Origin of the sequence: Pseudomonas sp. VA159-2 (assembly GCF_024126635.1) — a bacterium.
GTDB lineage: Bacteria > Pseudomonadota > Gammaproteobacteria > Pseudomonadales > Pseudomonadaceae > Aquipseudomonas > Aquipseudomonas muyukensis.
On the sequence record NZ_JAMYBV010000002.1, the window covers coordinates 198,070 to 213,715 of the forward strand.

General features: G+C 55.9%; 15 protein-coding genes. 11 read left to right on the forward strand and 4 right to left on the reverse strand.

Features of this window, described 5'->3' with window-relative positions:
- Positions 1 to 3: 3 nt before the first annotated feature.
- From NJG22_RS02865 to NJG22_RS02915, 11 genes are all read left to right on the forward strand, one after another.
- Complete coding sequence (locus NJG22_RS02865) at positions 4 to 729, forward strand: SDR family oxidoreductase (protein WP_253092382.1); 726 nt, start codon at positions 4 to 6, stop codon at positions 727 to 729.
- Positions 713 to 1,804 (forward strand): 3-dehydroquinate synthase family protein, encoded by a 1,092-nt coding sequence (locus NJG22_RS02870; RefSeq protein ID WP_253092384.1) that lies wholly within the window; start codon positions 713 to 715, stop codon positions 1,802 to 1,804. Before NJG22_RS02865 ends, NJG22_RS02870 begins: the two co-directional genes overlap by 17 nt.
- Entirely contained in the window at positions 1,804 to 2,754 is a 951-nt protein-coding gene (locus NJG22_RS02875) for an NAD(P)-dependent oxidoreductase (protein ID WP_253092386.1), read from the forward strand. The genes NJG22_RS02870 and NJG22_RS02875 overlap by 1 nt, the downstream gene beginning before the upstream one ends.
- Entirely contained in the window at positions 2,751 to 3,836 is a 1,086-nt protein-coding gene (locus tag NJG22_RS02880) for a hypothetical protein (RefSeq protein WP_253092388.1), read from the forward strand. The genes NJG22_RS02875 and NJG22_RS02880 overlap by 4 nt, the downstream gene beginning before the upstream one ends.
- A 22-nt stretch (positions 3,837 to 3,858) precedes the next feature.
- Positions 3,859 to 5,397 carry a glycosyltransferase family 2 protein gene (locus NJG22_RS02885; RefSeq protein WP_253092390.1) on the forward strand — a complete coding sequence of 513 codons (1,539 nt, stop codon included), beginning with the start codon at positions 3,859 to 3,861 and terminating at the stop codon, positions 5,395 to 5,397.
- A 74-nt stretch (positions 5,398 to 5,471) separates the two neighbouring features.
- The gene (gene rfbF / locus NJG22_RS02890; protein WP_253092391.1) at positions 5,472 to 6,242 is read left to right on the forward strand and encodes a glucose-1-phosphate cytidylyltransferase; all 771 of its coding nucleotides are present in this window, start codon (positions 5,472 to 5,474) and stop codon (positions 6,240 to 6,242) included.
- A complete protein-coding gene (rfbG, locus tag NJG22_RS02895; protein ID WP_253092393.1) occupies positions 6,227 to 7,318 on the forward strand; it encodes a CDP-glucose 4,6-dehydratase in 1,092 nt (363 codons plus the stop codon). Before rfbF ends, rfbG begins: the two co-directional genes overlap by 16 nt.
- 17 nt (positions 7,319 to 7,335) lie before the next feature.
- Positions 7,336 to 8,649 carry a lipopolysaccharide biosynthesis protein RfbH gene (gene rfbH, locus NJG22_RS02900; protein ID WP_253092395.1) on the forward strand — a complete coding sequence of 438 codons (1,314 nt, stop codon included), beginning with the start codon at positions 7,336 to 7,338 and terminating at the stop codon, positions 8,647 to 8,649.
- A gap of 11 nt (positions 8,650 to 8,660) precedes the next feature.
- Positions 8,661 to 9,464, forward strand: coding sequence for an ABC transporter permease (locus NJG22_RS02905; protein ID WP_253092396.1), 804 nt, complete (start codon positions 8,661 to 8,663; stop codon positions 9,462 to 9,464).
- A gap of 3 nt (positions 9,465 to 9,467) precedes the next feature.
- Positions 9,468 to 10,214, forward strand: coding sequence for an ATP-binding cassette domain-containing protein (locus tag NJG22_RS02910; RefSeq protein ID WP_253092399.1), 747 nt, complete (start codon positions 9,468 to 9,470; stop codon positions 10,212 to 10,214).
- A complete protein-coding gene (locus NJG22_RS02915; RefSeq protein WP_253092401.1) occupies positions 10,177 to 11,982 on the forward strand; it encodes a thiamine pyrophosphate-binding protein in 1,806 nt (601 codons plus the stop codon). The genes NJG22_RS02910 and NJG22_RS02915 overlap by 38 nt, the downstream gene beginning before the upstream one ends.
- A gap of 131 nt (positions 11,983 to 12,113) precedes the next feature.
- Here NJG22_RS02915 and NJG22_RS02920 read toward each other — a convergent pair whose 3' ends face one another.
- From NJG22_RS02920 to rfbB, 4 genes are all read right to left on the reverse strand, one after another.
- A complete protein-coding gene (locus NJG22_RS02920) occupies positions 12,114 to 12,638 on the reverse strand; it encodes a GNAT family N-acetyltransferase (protein ID WP_253092403.1) in 525 nt (174 codons plus the stop codon).
- A 104-nt stretch (positions 12,639 to 12,742) separates the two neighbouring features.
- A complete protein-coding gene (gene rfbA / locus NJG22_RS02925) occupies positions 12,743 to 13,621 on the reverse strand; it encodes a glucose-1-phosphate thymidylyltransferase RfbA (protein ID WP_253092405.1) in 879 nt (292 codons plus the stop codon).
- A 4-nt stretch (positions 13,622 to 13,625) separates the two neighbouring features.
- On the reverse strand, positions 13,626 to 14,522 hold the full coding sequence (gene rfbD / locus NJG22_RS02930; protein WP_253092407.1) for a dTDP-4-dehydrorhamnose reductase: 897 nt from the start codon (positions 14,520 to 14,522) through the stop codon (positions 13,626 to 13,628).
- Positions 14,519 to 15,589, reverse strand: coding sequence for a dTDP-glucose 4,6-dehydratase (gene rfbB, locus NJG22_RS02935; RefSeq protein ID WP_253092409.1), 1,071 nt, complete (start codon positions 15,587 to 15,589; stop codon positions 14,519 to 14,521). Before rfbB ends, rfbD begins: the two co-directional genes overlap by 4 nt.
- Positions 15,590 to 15,646 lie beyond the last annotated feature (57 nt).

A 15,646-nucleotide genomic window follows, 5' to 3' on the forward strand; every position in this document is an offset into this window, starting at 1 on the left:
GACGTGGTCGTTGCCACGGCTGCGCGGCCGCACATCGCTATCTTTGGTGCGTCCGGCGCCATCGGTTCTGGTCTGGTGGAGTGGTTCGCTGCTCGTGAGTGGGACGTCACTGCCATTGTTCGGCAAGTAACCTCCTACACTGTTGCGCATGAGCGAGTGACCACAGTTGTGTGGGATCCCCTTACCGACGAGTCGGTGCCCGCTTCGCTCGGCCAGCTCGAGGCAGTGGTCTGGGCCCAAGGTGACAATTGCACAGACAACATTGCCGACCTGGATTACGAGCGCCACATGCGCATGTACGAAGCCAACGTCGGTCATGTGCTGGTTTCGCTACATGCCCTGCTGGGCGCCGGTGCGCTGGCCACTGGCGGGGCACGTCTATGCGTCATCAGTTCGATCTGGCAGAACATCGCCCGGCAGAACAAGCTTTCCTATTGCGTAACCAAGGCTGCTCTGCAAGGGCTGGTTCGTTCGGTGTCCCTTGATCTGGCAGATAAAGGTCACGTGATCAACGCGGTGCTGCCTGGTGCGCTCGATACGCCAATGACGCGCGCCAATCTTAGCGCCGAGCAGATCGCTCGACTGGAAGCTGCGACACCAGGTTCCCGACTGGCTGGTGTTGCCGATGTGGCTGCGACGGTAGAGTTCTGCTGCTCGCTTGCGCATCGGTCCATCACCGGACAATTTTTGACGGTTGACAAGGGTTTCACTCATGCGCGTATCGTTTAATATCAGCAGCTCGACGGGCGTGTATAATGTGCTGCTGGGTGAAGGACTGGTCCAGGAAGTAGTGGCCACCCAAGCCCATCGGATCTTTCTGGTAGACAGTCGCCTGTTGACTCAGGTGGCGTTTGTCACCGATCCGATCATCGCTATCGACGCAACCGAAGAAAACAAGTCTCTGGAGCAAATCGCCCCAATCATTGAGGCGCTTAAAGGTCACGGTGCGACTCGTGATACCGAGATCGTCGCAGTGGGCGGCGGTATCATCCAGGACATCGCAACGTTCGTCGCCTCGATCTACATGCGCGGCTTGCGCTGGCATTACTGCCCGACCACATTGCTGGGCATGGTAGATTCCTGTATCGGTGGTAAGTCGTCGATTAACGTCGGCGCCCTGAAAAACCTGGTGGGTAATTTCCATCCGCCCGCCAGTATCTTGATTGACCTTGCGTTTGTGCAAAGCCTTAGTGCCGAACAGCAAACCAGCGGCCTGATGGAGTCGGTCAAGATCTGCTACGCACGGGGTGCGCAGGCATTCGCCACTTACCTCGATTGGCAGCCCGCAGCACCGCTCAAACCAGAAACCGCCTTCGCCATCATCGAGCAGAGTCTGACCACTAAAAAGTGGTTTATCGAAATAGACGAGTTCGACCGTGCCGAACGCTTGCTGCTGAACTTCGGTCATACCTTTGGTCACGCAGTGGAGTCTGCTACCCGTTTCGCGATCCCCCATGGGATTGCCGTGGGCGTGGGGATCTTGATGGCCTATCGGTACGCCAAGGTGGCGAAGCTTCTGACCCCAGAGGGCGAAGCTCGCGCCGGACGCCTGGTCGCTCATGTACAGGGGCTGCTGCAACCGATGCGTCAGACCTTGGCGCCGCTGGTTGGCATCACTGCCGACGAGTTGCTAAAGCATTTCGAGAGCGATAAAAAGCACTCCCAGAGCCATTACCGAGTCATCGTTCCTGCCGATAACGGTGATTTGCAGCGGTTGTCGCTCGAGCGTACGCCAGTTGTTCAAGCGCTTATTGGCGACGCCTTCGCTCAAGGCGCAGCGCTCGCTATCAATGGCGGTGCATGATGGAAGTTTTTGATCAGGTTGACTTCGTTGTCATCGGCGCTACTGGATGGTTGGGACAGGCGACACTTGAATACCTGTTTCGCCAGCTCGCGCCAGCCGACAGGGCGCGCGTGCACGCTTTTGCGTCGACTGCGCGGTCGCTGACCCTGCGCGACGGCACGACCATACAGGTTCAGGCTTTATCTTCCCTCCCAGCGCTGCGCACAGCGCAGCCCGCGCTAGTGTTTCATTACGCCTTCCAGACCAAGGATCGCGTGGGCGCCATGAGCCACGAGGAATACATTCTCCTCAACTGCAGCATTCGTGAAGCCTTGCTGCAGTTTGTCGACGCCAACCCAATCGCTGGCTTGTTTGTACCTTCCAGTGGCGCCGCTTACGCGGGGCTGATTCAAGCCGACCAAAGCGATGGCGCGATCTATGGGCGCTGCAAGCTGGATGATGAGCGCGCATTCGAGGCCATTGGCCAGCGGTATCAATTCCCGGTTGTGAGCCCACGGGTATTCAACGTCAGCGGGCCCTACATCAATAAGCACAACCTCTATGCACTGGCATCGATCATCTCGGCGTGCCTGTCTAGCGAAACGATCAGTGTGCGCGCTACTCATCAAGTGATTCGCTCCTACTACAGCGTTACTGACCTGATCGAACTGTGCTGTCGCCTGATTTTTGCAGAGCGTGATAAGGGGGCGGTGTTCCATGTGTTCGACACCGTTGGCACAGAGATCGTTGAAGTGGGGGAACTCGCTCTGCGCTGTCAGGCGTTACTTGCGCCACATCTGGCTATCGAGCGCCCTCCCCTGCGTGAGGCTCCCGCGGACAGATACGTGGGTGACGCAACAGCCATTCGTGCATTCGAACGCCGCCTTCAGATAACGCCTCTGGGGTTGGACCAGCAGATCAAGTTGACAGCCGACTATATGAGTAGTTTAGTTGAAAGTGACAGGTTATGACTGAGACTCGATCGTTGTTCATGCCCGTGCGGCGTAACCCATATTACATCGTCGCTGCTCGTTATGTGCGGACCTCTGCTGGTATCAAGTCGCTGCATGTTCTGTGTCACGCCCTCAATCGTATGGGCGAGCAGGCTTTTCTGATCGTGCACCCACACTTTCCACCCTACCTGTCAGCCCATCCGGCCTTGAATACGCCATTGCTGACCAAGCGCATTATGGATTACCACCGCGCTCAAGGGCTCACACCGATCACCATCTATCCAGAGAGCATCAAGGGCAACCCGATGAAGGCGCCTTTTGTTGTTCGATATGTGCTGAACTATGCTGGCCTCCTGGGCGGTGATGCGCAGTTTCCTGAAACGGAGTATTGCATTTCCTACAGCGCAGCCATTGCTGCAACGGTCCCGAATTCCAAACAGACGATTTTTATTCCTGCCTCGGACCCAAATTTTTTCGTTCCGCCCGCACCGGGCGCCAAACGTCAGGGGGCGTGCTTTTATGCCGGTAAATATAAGAACTACCACGGCGGCAAGACCTTTGCGGTTACCGATGGGCTGATCGAAATTGTTCGTGATCGCAAGGATGAGCAGACGCCTGAACAGATTCGTGATTTGTTCCAGCGGTGTGAGCGTTTCTACTGCTATGAAAACTCGGCATTGGCCATTGAGGCCATGCTGTGTGGTTGCCCTGTGGTGTTCTTGCCAAACGCGTTTTTTACCGACCTGATTGGCAAGGCTGAACACGGATCGGAAGGTTATGTGTGGGGTGACGGCGACGCCGTTGGCTTCAAGCGCGCGCAAGACACCGTGGGCTTGGCTCGCGAGCGTTACTTGGGCTTGTTTGAACGTGCGGAAAGCGCGCTCGCGGACTTTGTGGCGTCGACACAGCTAGTGGCGCAGGCCACGACCTATTCCAGCCCTATGTCTGAAATGTACATCGAGAAGATTTCCCAGTCCTCTCGCTATATGGGTATTATCAAGACGATTCTGTTGATGATTCGTGAACGGGGCGTGCTTTTTACCGCGCGCGTGATCTTGGCTCGCGTGAAATCTGGGCGGACTCGACTCAGCGACGTATGAATGAAAAATCTAGGTAGCTAACATGAACATGATTCTGCCTCGTGCTCGGGCACTCACAATCTGTATCCCCACTTACAATCGTGGCAAACGAGTGCATGCGCTGGTGTTGTTTTTGAAACGGAATCTTCTTCCGCTGACAGATGACGTTGAAATTGTTGTTGTTAATAACTGCTCGAATGATGGAACTCGAGAGCTGATCGAGCCGCTTGTTGGCGAAGCGATAACGCTGGTTAACCGTACGGAGTTTTTGGATACAGCTGAATCAAACATGTTTCACTCGCTTGAGCTCTGTGGCGGTGATTTTATTTGGTATCACGGGGATGATGACATCCCTGCCATTGATACGATTCTCAGCATCATCACCATGATTCGTCAGGATGTGGCGGACCTCTACGTGTTCAACTCTCCGATTATCGACGATGATGGTGTCGTTCTTAGTCGGCGCATGGCGAATATGAGAACTTCGCACCTGGATGTATCCGGAGACTCATTAGTAGAAACTACCGGACTTATGTTCATGCTGGCGGGAATCTCTAACGTCATATTTCGTCGCGAGAAAGCCGACATAGAAATAGCTTGGGAGGCAAACGCAATCCAACCAATATACGGGCACGTATGTTGGTTACTGGCGTGTTTTGGGCAGCTTAGAACCAGGATTGTCAACCGCCCCTTGGTATATTACCGCGTTTCGGACACAGCAAAGCAAGCCGCGCACTTCAAGAAATTAGCCAAACATAAGAATTTGGGCGACAACTACTTTTGGGGCTTTGGAGTTGCACTGCAATTTAAGTGGCTTGTTGAGCACGGCATTATATCTTCATCAGTGCTGCCGAGAACCTTTGAGGGGCGGCGCGATAATTCTCGCTTCAAACTCCTTAATGGAATAGTTCACAAAATTTATCTTCAGGTCCTGGAATCCATCGGGTGCTCGGATGAGCGATTCCTCGTCGATCAAAAAACATTCACCGAAGTTAGGGATTTCCTTGTCTCCTGCGATCTTTTTGTCTACGACCTCTTTGAGCCCATTGAACGATTAAACGAAATAGCGATGGGGCAGCGGCCCCGTAAAGAGCTTGATGGCCTACGAAAAACCTTTGAGAATTTACATCGCCTGCACGATGAAGATATTTACCGTAACAACTGGCAGGGCGAGCGGAGCGGCTATCAAATTTACCGAATGGCCTGTCATTGGGTCGCTATCAGGCCCGAGGTCGAGGGTGGGATTGTAAATGCTCTATCTGTTATAGATCTTGAGGAGTGGGCGCCATTACTGCTTATTGATTCTGATTTTGAAACGTTAGTTTCTCGAGCGGAGGCACACGCGAGAGAGTACTTGGCTTCCGTTCCGACACCGACCATTAGCCAGACAGGTCAGTCGCTAGCTGAATTGGAGCGGCTGGCTCGGCAGCATATCGACTTGATGCATCGTATAGTTCATGAATATACCCATTCAGTCCAGATTTATCGTCAAGCGACGTTACTGGGCCGCAAGCTGTCTCAAGTGATTATTTATCCATTTGCGCAGTTTGTACGGTTTAGCAAACGCCTACTGGCAAGTTAACGCATCCGCCGATCGAGCGCCATGGCGCTCCGATTCGGATGAAACTTACTTAAAATACTGATGCAGGGAAAACTATGAAGGCAGTTATTTTGGCTGGTGGGCTGGGCAGCCGCCTCAGTGAAGAGACGAGCACACGTCCAAAACCCATGGTTGAGGTGGGTGGCCGTCCGATCCTCTGGCACATCATGAAAATCTACTCCCACTATGGCGTGAATGATTTCGTGATCTGCCTGGGCTACAAGGGATACGTCATCAAAGAGTACTTCGCCAACTACTTCTTGCACATGTCGGACGTCACATTCGACATGGCAAACAACAAGATGGAAGTCCATCAGAACAACGCCGAGCCATGGCGCGTGACCCTGGTGGATACAGGGGCTGAGTCCCAGACTGGTGGTCGCCTGCGTCGCGTCCGTGACTATCTGGAACCGGACGAAGACTTCTGCTTTACCTATGGCGACGGGGTTGCCGATATCGACATCGGCAAGCTGGTGGCTTTCCACAAAGCGCATGGCAAAATGGCTACCGTTACGGCTACCCAGCCCCCAGGACGTTTCGGCGCGCTGAACATCAACAACCACCATGTAGAAAGCTTCCGCGAGAAGCCGCACGGTGATGGCTCCTTTATCAATGGCGGTTACTTCGTGCTCAAGCCGAAAGTGATCGACCTGATCGAAGCCGACGAAACCATTTGGGAACGTGAGCCTCTGGAGGCACTCGCTCGTGATCGCGAGCTGCTGGCCTTTGAGCATCACGGTTTCTGGCAGCCGATGGATACCCTGCGAGAGAAACAACAGCTGGAGGACTTGTGGGAACGCAAGGTTGCCCCATGGAAAGTATGGTGATAGATCGCGCTTTTTGGCAGGGCAAGCGGGTATTCCTCACTGGACATACCGGCTTCAAGGGTAGCTGGCTGGCGCTGTGGTTGCAGGAGATGGGGGCAATCGTTACCGGGTTCGCCCTTGAGCCGCAAACGACTCCGAGCCTGTTCGAAGTCGCGTCGGTGGGCGAGCGCATGACCTCGATCATTGGCGATATTCGGGATGGCGCAGCATTGGCGTCGGCCGTTGTCCAGGCACAACCGGACATCGTCCTGCACCTGGCGGCCCAGCCGCTGGTCCGTTACTCCTACGACGCGCCGGTGGAAACATTCGGTACCAATGTCATGGGCACCGTGCACTTGCTGGAGGCTGTCCGTGCCTGCGCCAGCGTGCGGTCCTGCGTTGTGGTCAGTTCCGACAAATGCTACGAGAATCGCGAATGGCCTTGGGGTTACCGCGAAAACGAAGCGATGGGCGGCTACGACCCTTACAGCGCCAGCAAGGGCTGTACCGAACTGGTGACAGCGGCTTATCGCAGCTCTTATTTCAACCCTGCCCGCCATGGTGAACATGGCATGGCGCTGGGCAGTGGCCGTGCAGGCAATGTGATTGGCGGCGGTGACTGGGCAGCTGATCGGCTGGTGCCAGACTTACTGAGGGCATTTGAGCGCAACGAAGTTGCTATCATCCGTAACCCGGGGGCGATTCGTCCCTGGCAGCACGTGCTCGAGCCGCTGTCCGGCTACCTGGTGCTCGCTCAACGTCTCTACGAGAGCGGTGCGCAGTTCGCCGAAGGCTGGAACTTCGGCCCTGTGGACTCCGATGCTCAGCCTGTGGCCTGGATTGCCGAACGCATGGCCCAATGCTGGGCCGACGACGCTCAATTCCGTATCGAGGCCAATGCAGCAGCGCCTCACGAGGCGAATTATCTCAAGCTTGATTGCTCCAAGGCTCGTGCCCAGTTGTTCTGGACACCACGCTGGTCCCTCGCCCGGGCGTTGGATGAAGTCGTGGGCTGGCACCGCAAGTTTCTAGCTGGCAGCGACATGCGACAAGTTTGTATCGATCAAATTTCGAGCTTTTCTGAAGCACGACCCTAATGAACGCGGATTACCTGATGACCACCCAAGACGACCTCAGAAAACAGATTGACGATCTGGCCCAGCAATACTCCAAGACTGCCTTTGCGCGTCGTGACTTCATCCCTGGCGTGACCGCTATTCCACCAGCAGGCAAAGTGATCGACGGCGCCGAAGTCGGTCTGATGATCCAGGCCTCGCTGGATGGTTGGTTGACCACCGGTCGCTTCAATGCCGAATTCGAAAAGCGCCTCAGCAAGTTCCTGGGCGTTAAGCATGTGCTCACCACCAACTCCGGGTCTTCGGCCAACCTGCTTGCATTCACCGCGCTGACCTCCCCAACCTTGGGTGATCGCGCGATCAAGCCGGGTGACGAAGTGATTGGCGTGGCAGCGGGCTTCCCCACCACCGTCAACCCAATCATCCAGAATGGTGCGATCCCGGTATTCGTCGATGTCGACCTCGCCACTTACAACATCAATCCGGAACTGATCGAAGCTGCCATTACGCCGAAAACCAAGGCGATCATGCTGGCTCACACGCTTGGCAACCCGTACAACCTGCGCAAGATCCGCGAGCTCTGCGACAAGTACAAACTGTGGCTGGTCGAAGATTGCTGCGACGCATTGGGTTCTACCTACGACGGCAAGCTGGTCGGCACCTTTGGCGACATCGGTACCTTGAGCTTCTACCCTGCTCACCACATCACCATGGGTGAAGGCGGAGCGGTATTCACCAAAAAGTCCAAGTTGCGCCTCGCGGTTGAGTCGATTCGCGACTGGGGTCGTTCCTGCTTCTGCCCGCCCGGCGAAGATAACACCTGCAAGAAGCGTTTTTGCTGGCAGCTGGGTGATCTGCCCTATGGCTATGACCACAAGTACACCTACTCTCACCTCGGCTACAACCTCAAAATTACCGACATGCAAGCGGCTTGCGCGCTGGCGCAAATGGACAAGTTGCCGTCTTTCATCGAGGCTCGCAAACATAACTTTGCTTACCTGAAGCAGAAGCTTGCAAGCTGTGCGGAGTTCCTGATCCTTCCGGAGGCCACCGAAGGCAGTGAGCCATCCTGGTTCGGGTTCCCGATCACCTTGAAGGAAAGTCCTTATCAGCGCCTTGATCTGCTGAACTACCTGGATGAGCACAAAATCGGTACCCGCCTCCTGTTCGCTGGGAACCTTCTGCGCCAGCCATATATGATCGGCCGCGAATATCGAGTGTCGGGCACCTTGGAAAACACCGACCGGATCATGAGCAAGACCTTCTGGATCGGCGTTTGGCCAGGATTGACCACTGAGATGCTCGATTATGTCGTGGACCGTATCGAAACGTTCTTCGGTATCAACAAATAATAGGACGTCCCTTGACCAAGCGCTTTACTAAACGACTAGGCGAAGCCTGGAGTGACCTTCGCGCCGCTCTGATTGCGACTGAAACCTGGGCCTTCCTGGGTACTCATGACATTCGGCAGCGGTATCGACGTTCCGTGCTGGGGCCACTGTGGATCACCATCAGTACTGCCGTGCTGATCGGTGGCCTGGGGGTGATGTACGCAGGGCTCTTCAAGATGGATGTTCATGATTACATCCCCTACCTTGCTGCGGGCATGATTACCTGGAGCTTCATGTCCGTCGTGATCACTGAAAGTTGCCTTGTGTTCACTGGCGCGGAAGGCAGTATCAAGGCCGCACGGATCCCCTTGTCTTCCTATGTACTGCGGCTGGTGTGGCGCAACGTTCTGGTGTTCCTGCACAACGCGGTGGTGTTGGTCGGTGTGGTGCTTTGGTTCCTGCCGTTCAACCCCATGGGGCTGCTGCAGGCCGTGGTCGGGCTGGCGGTTATCGGGGTGTTCCTGTTCTGGCTGGCGTTGGCCGTCGGTTTGCTTTGTGCGCGTTTTCGCGACATCCCGCTGATCGTTACCAACATTCTGCAGGTGGTGTTCTTCATGACGCCGATCATGTGGAAGGCGGAAGTGCTGAATTCTCGTATGTGGATCGCCGAGATCAACCCGTTCTACTACATGCTCGAACTCGTCCGTAACCCGCTGCTTGGTCAACCGCTAACTTGGTCCCTCTGGGGCCAAGTCGGCGTGGTACTGCTGGCTACCGTAACGGTATCGTTTCTTTTGTTTGCGCGATTTCGTTCGCGCATTGTTTATTGGTTGTAGCCCATGGCTCATATCATTGCGAAGGACCTGGTGGTCGAGTTCCCGATCTACCAGGGTGCGCAGCGGTCGATGCGCAAAACGTTCCTCAATGCGGCGAGTGGCGGCCGTCTGGCTGGTAGCGACTCACGGGTCACTGTGCGTGCAGTCGACGGGGCAAACTTTTCGATCGGCGACGGTGAGCGCGTGGGGCTGCTGGGTCACAATGGCTCGGGCAAAACAACATTGCTACGCACCTTGAGTGGTGTGTTCGAGCCTGCCAGCGGTACGCTCGACATGGCCGGCTCGGTCACGTCACTGCTGGATATTTCCCAGGGCTTCGACACCGATTCCAGTGGCATCGAGAACATCACGCTACGCGCCATTACCATGGGTATTTCGCGCAAGCAGATCAAACCGCACATTGATGAAATCTGCGATTTCTCCGGGCTGGGCGATTACCTGAAGTTGCCTGTCCGCACTTATTCGAGCGGGATGATGATGCGCTTGGCGTTCGCTATCTCGACCTCAGTCGGCTCCGACATCCTATTGATGGACGAGTGGCTGAGTGTCGGCGACGACGACTTCAAGGCGCGCGCCACAGAGCGGCTCAACCATTTGTTCAATCGTGCAGCGATCGTTGTGATCGCCTCGCATGACACAGCGCTGTTAGCGCGCACTTGTACGCGAATTCTGCACGTGGACCACGGCAGGATTATTCGTGAAGAAACCGTCAATGAGCTCACTGGGAGTGGTCATGCAGAAAAAGTATAGTGATTGGGTCAGCACCTGGTTGGCAGAAGCAGGCTACACTCACTGTTTCTTTGTGGCTGGTGGCAATATTATGCACCTGCTGGAAAGCCTCAGCCATAACCTGACCTGCATTCCTGTGGTACATGAAGTGGCAGCAGGTATCGCGGCAGAATATTTCAACGCCACCAACGACCAAGGTCACAAGGCGTTGGCTCTGGTCACCGCAGGTCCCGGGCTGACCAATATCGTCACTGCCTTGTCCGGCGCGTTCCTCGAAAGCCGCGAGCTGCTGGTCATCGGTGGCCAGGTCAAGACAGCCGATTTGAGCCATGGCGAATTGCGCCAACGCGGCATCCAGGAAATCGACGGTATTGCCATCGCCCGTCCTATCACGGTTGCAGCCGAGCGCTTGGATACTCCAGTGTCCCGCGAAGCCTTCTTGGCTCTGTGCGCGGCTACTGAGCGCGGCCGCCCGGGCCCGGTCTTCATCGAACTGCCGCTGGACGTGCAAGGTCGCTTGCTGAGCGTCGAAGAACTGCCGACCACCCCCGCGGCGGCCATCACTGGCAAGCCAATGCCATTGCCAGCGAATATTCGCACTGCCGAGACTTCGCTTGATGAGGTTCTGGCACTGCTGCGAGGTGCTCAGCGCCCTGCGGTGTTGATCGGTGGCGGGGTCAGCCATGAAGCAGCGGCGGCCCTGGCGGCCGTGGCCGAACAGCACTCACTGCCGTTGTTCACAACCTGGAACGGCCTGGACCGTATTGCTGCAGACCATCCGTGCTATTTCGGCCGACCGAATACTTGGGGCCAGCGCTACGCCAACCTTCTGCTCCAGCAGGCCGACATGGTCCTGGCGTTGGGGACGCGGCTTGGCCTGCAGCAAACCGGCTTCAACTGGCAAGAGTTCGGGCGTGGTGGCAAAGTCGTGCAAATAGACTGCGATGTAGCCGAACTGACCAAGGGCCACCCTCGTGTCGATGTGCCGATCTGCGCTGACGTCAACCCTTGGCTGAAGAAACTGGCTGCCAAGCTCGATGGCCAGTGGAGCGAATGGCACGGCTACTGCCGTGAGGTTCAGGCAGCTTTGCCGCTGATTGAAGAGAACGTGACCCACGCGGGCTATCAGTCTCCCTTCAAATTCGTTGAGCATCTGTCAACCTTGCTCAAAGCGGACGACGTGGTCGTGCCTTGCAGCAGCGGTGGCGCTTTCACGGTCATGATGCAGGTATTCGCTCAAAAGGCCGGACAGCGCGTGGTTACCAACAAGGGCCTGGCCTCTATGGGCTATGGTTTGAGCGGCGCTATCGGTGCGGCATTTGCCAACCCAGAGCAGCGCGTGGTGCTGGTCGAAGGTGATGGGGGCTTCGCTCAGAATCTTCAGGAAATCGGCACTGTTGGCGTTAACCGTTTGAATGTGAAAATCTTCATCTTCGACGACTCGGGTTATGCGTCTATTCGTTCCACCCAACGTAGCTACTTTGGTGGCCGTTACGTGGGTTGTGATATCGAAACGGGTTTGGGCTTGCCAAACTGGGCAGCGTTGTTTGCGGCCTACGGTATTCCCGTCGTACGCGTAGAGCCGGGTTTCGAAAACTCGCAAGATTTCATTGCGCAACTTGAGAGCGACGGCCCTGGAGCCTTCATCGTCAAGGTCGATCCTGAGCAGACCTATTTCCCGAAAATCACCAGCCGGGTCACTCCGACGGGCATGGCTTCCAATCCGCTGCACCAAATGTCGCCTGACCTGAATGAATCGGTAGCGGCGCTGGTTACGCGTTTCATATAGCAAACCATTGATCAGGTGGCCCTTGGGCCGCCTGGTCTACGGCTGACGCATTTACCGCGAGCCCGTCTCGCGGCCTCTTTTCCAAACCTGCCGGGTGTCGCAAGGTTCCAGCTATCGGAGATCAACTAGGTTCAACCCCGCAGAAATCTCGAAAAGCGATCCTTTGCAGCTTCAATGGCCTCCTTGCGGACCTCGAAGTAAAGAAAATCCTGATCTTCGCCCACTTGGATTGCGCCCATCTTTTCGTGAAACGAAGTAACTTTTTCATTCCCCTTCATCACCTCGAAGTGAGAAGCAGAGTACTTCAAATGCTGAAAACCGAAATCATAGACTAAAAAGGCGCTCTCAACTGCTGCATACTTGGTTTTACTTTCATTAAGAATCCAGCTGCCCCATGAAAACGAATGCGCCTTAAAGTCATATAAGCGCACAGTCCCACACGGGACCCCATCCAATCGTTCAATAATAAAATAGTACTGCCTTCCCGCTTGCTCTTCCGCCTTGTAGTTTCTTATCCATTGACGCTGAGCTTCCACATCACTGCCCACTGCCGACAAGTACTTATTGTACTTTTCATCCGTGCGCAGCCCAACGACAAACACAGCATCGCTCTCTTCTATGAGTCGTAACCGTATCGTTTTAGCTGTTACTTCCACCGTCGCAAACTCCCACAGCGTTTATTGGCGGCCATCGCATCATACACTTTGGACATCGCCACATCCGCTCAAAGGCAGGGGCACCAAGGCGCCCCTTGCGCATATTATTCTTCGCTTTTCAAGACTCTCAGCAGATATTGGCCATAGCCATTCTTTGCCAGAGGCATTGCCAATTTCTCCAATTGCTCCGGACCAATCCACCGCATTCTATAGGCCAATTCTTCAGGGCAGGCGACTTTAAGCCCTTGGCGATGCTCGAGCGTTGCAATGAATTGACTGGCTTCCAACAGGGACTGATGAGTGCCGGTATCCAGCCAGGCATACCCGCGTCCCATGATCTCGACCGACAGTTTGCCCTGTTCCAGGTAGGTGCGATTGACATCGGTAATTTCAAGCTCACCACGAGGTGAAGGCTTGATTTGCTTGGCGATATCGACGACCTGGTTATCGTAAAAGTACAGACCGGTCACGGCATACTTCGACTTCGGCTGCTTGGGTTTCTCTTCCAGGCTAACCGCCTTGCCGACCTTATCGAACTCGACCACACCATAACGCTCAGGATCATGAACGTGGTAAGCGAACACGCTGGCGCCCTCTGATCGCGTCATGGCGCTACCCAGCAGCTCTTGGAAGTTGTGGCCATAATAGATGTTGTCCCCCAGCACCAAGGCAGAGGGATCGCCAGCAATGAACTGCTCACCAATGAGGAACGCCTGAGCCAGGCCGTCTGGAGACGCCTGTACCGCGTATTGGATATTCAGCCCCCACTGACTACCATCACCAAGAAGCTGTTCGAAGCGCGGGGTATCCTGAGGCGTGGAGATGATCAAGATATCGCGAATACCCGCCAACATCAGCGTGGTCAACGGATAGTAGATCATCGGTTTGTCGTAGACCGGGAGCAACTGCTTGGAAATCGCCAGCGTCGCTGGATGCAGACGGGTACCGGAGCCACCAGCCAGGATAATACCTTTACGTTTCATTTAATTACTTTCCTTGAAGTTCAACCAGCATCCGGGCGACGCCCTGATGCCAATCTGGCAAGCTCAGGTCAAAGGCCCGCTGTAATTTTTGAGTATCGAGCCGTGAATTGGCCGGACGCTTGGCAGGCGTAGGATATGCATCAGTGGTCAGCGCCTTGACCTGCTCGGCACGCACCTTCAGCTCCACACCAAGCTCAGCTGCTTGCTCAAGGACATAACGCGCATAGCCACACCAGGTCGTCTCCCCTGCCGCCGCCAGATGATATAGACCGCACAGTGCAGGATTGCCTCGCACGGCACGAACGGCATGGGCGGTGACGTCGGCAATCAGGTCAGCCCCCGTGGGTGCGCCCACCTGGTCGTCAATCACCGCGAGGTTGTCGCGCTCTCCAGCCAGACGCAGCATGGTCCGGGCAAAGTTGTTACCGCGAGCGGCATAGACCCAGCTGGTGCGCAAGATTAGATACGCACAGCCGCTGGCCTCAATGGCCTGCTCGCCGGCCAGCTTGGTTTGCCCATAGACATTCAACGGCGCAACCGGCAGGTCCTCCCGCCACGCGGCGACGCCGCTGCCAGGAAACACATAGTCGCTGGAATAGTGCACCAAGAGCGCCCCGATGGCCTTCGCAGACCTCGCCAGCACTTCCACCGCCTGCGCGTTGATCAAGTGCGCTCGCTCAGGTTCGGACTCAGCTTTGTCCACGGCAGTGTAGGCCGCCGCGTTGACAATAACGTCGGGAGCGACGCTCGCAACGGTATTGGCCAATCCCGCAAGGTTTGCGAGATCGCCACAAAACGCTTCGCTACGTGTATTGAGCGCCACCACCTGCCCTAGGGGCGCGAGACTGCGTTGCAGCTCCCAGCCCACTTGGCCGTCCTTGCCTAAAAGGAGGATCTTCATGCCGTACGATCTGCGTAGTTCTGCTCGACCCAGTCTCGATAAGCACCGGACTGGACGTTTTTCACCCACTGCTCGTTATCCAGATACCACTCGACCGTTTTACGAATACCGGTTTCGAACGTCTCGGCAGGCTTCCATCCCAGCTCGCGCTCGAGCTTGCGGGCATCAATGGCGTAGCGGCGGTCATGACCGGGGCGATCCGTGACATAAGCCACCTGCTCACTGTAGGGCTTGCCATCGCCACGTGGGCGCATTTCATCCAGCAAGGTGCAGATGCGCTGGACGATCTCCAGGTTTGGCTTCTCGTTCCAGCCACCAACGTTGTACACCTCGCCAACCCGCCCAGCCTCGAGAACACGGCGAATGGCACTGCAGTGATCCTTGACGTACAGCCAGTCGCGAATCTGCTGGCCATCGCCGTAGACAGGCAGGGCTTTCCCCGCCAAGGCGTTGACGATCATCAGTGGGATAAGTTTCTCGGGGAAGTGATACGGCCCGTAGTTGTTGGAGCAGTTGGTGGTCAATACCGGTAGGCCGTAAGTATGGTGGTACGACCGCACCAGATGGTCGCTCGCCGCCTTGCTGGCCGAGTAAGGGCTATTTGGCTGGTACTGGTGGGTTTCAGCGAACGCAGGCTCGTCCGCGGCCAGGGAGCCATATACCTCATCGGTAGAGACATGCAGGAAGCGGAAACCCTGGCGGGCCTCGTCACCCAGCGCCCCCCAGTAAGCCCGTACGGCTTCGAGCAGGCGGAAGGTCCCCATGACATTGGTTTCGACGAAAGCCTCAGGGCCGTGAATCGATCGGTCGACGTGGGATTCGGCTGCGAAATTGATGACCGCCCGAGGCTTGTGCTCTTCGAGCAAGCGCCCCACCAGCTCTGCATCTCCGATATCACCGTGCACGAACACATGACGTTTATCATCGTTCAGGCTGGCCAACGTCTGCAGGTTACCCGCGTAGGTTAGCTTGTCGAGATTGATGACAGTCTCGTCTCCAGCGGCAAGCCAATCCAATACGAAGTTCGCACCGATGAAACCGGCGCCACCTGTAACCAATATAGTCATATGTCTGTTTTTCCGATATTTGAACTCGAACCTGACAAGGTTCGCGCTTCGTAAACC

Bases quoted from the DNA above. Each gene is read 5' to 3' on its own strand.
- NJG22_RS02870 (WP_253092384.1), top strand. From the start codon at position 713: ATGCGCGTATCGTTTAATATCAGCAGCTCGACGGGCGTGTATAATGTG.
- NJG22_RS02875 (WP_253092386.1), top strand. From the start codon at position 1,804: ATGGAAGTTTTTGATCAGGTTGACTTCGTTGTCATCGGCGCTACTGGA.
- NJG22_RS02880 (WP_253092388.1), top strand. From the start codon at position 2,751: ATGACTGAGACTCGATCGTTGTTCATGCCCGTGCGGCGTAACCCATAT.
- NJG22_RS02885 (WP_253092390.1), top strand. From the start codon at position 3,859: ATGAACATGATTCTGCCTCGTGCTCGGGCACTCACAATCTGTATCCCC.
- rfbF (WP_253092391.1), top strand. From the start codon at position 5,472: ATGAAGGCAGTTATTTTGGCTGGTGGGCTGGGCAGCCGCCTCAGTGAA.
- rfbG (WP_253092393.1), top strand. From the start codon at position 6,227: ATGGAAAGTATGGTGATAGATCGCGCTTTTTGGCAGGGCAAGCGGGTA.
- rfbH (WP_253092395.1), top strand. From the start codon at position 7,336: ATGACCACCCAAGACGACCTCAGAAAACAGATTGACGATCTGGCCCAG.
- NJG22_RS02910 (WP_253092399.1), top strand. From the start codon at position 9,468: ATGGCTCATATCATTGCGAAGGACCTGGTGGTCGAGTTCCCGATCTAC.
- NJG22_RS02915 (WP_253092401.1), top strand. From the start codon at position 10,177: ATGAGCTCACTGGGAGTGGTCATGCAGAAAAAGTATAGTGATTGGGTC.
- rfbA (WP_253092405.1), bottom strand. From the start codon at position 13,621: ATGAAACGTAAAGGTATTATCCTGGCTGGTGGCTCCGGTACCCGTCTG.
- rfbD (WP_253092407.1), bottom strand. From the start codon at position 14,522: ATGAAGATCCTCCTTTTAGGCAAGGACGGCCAAGTGGGCTGGGAGCTG.
- rfbB (WP_253092409.1), bottom strand. From the start codon at position 15,589: ATGACTATATTGGTTACAGGTGGCGCCGGTTTCATCGGTGCGAACTTC.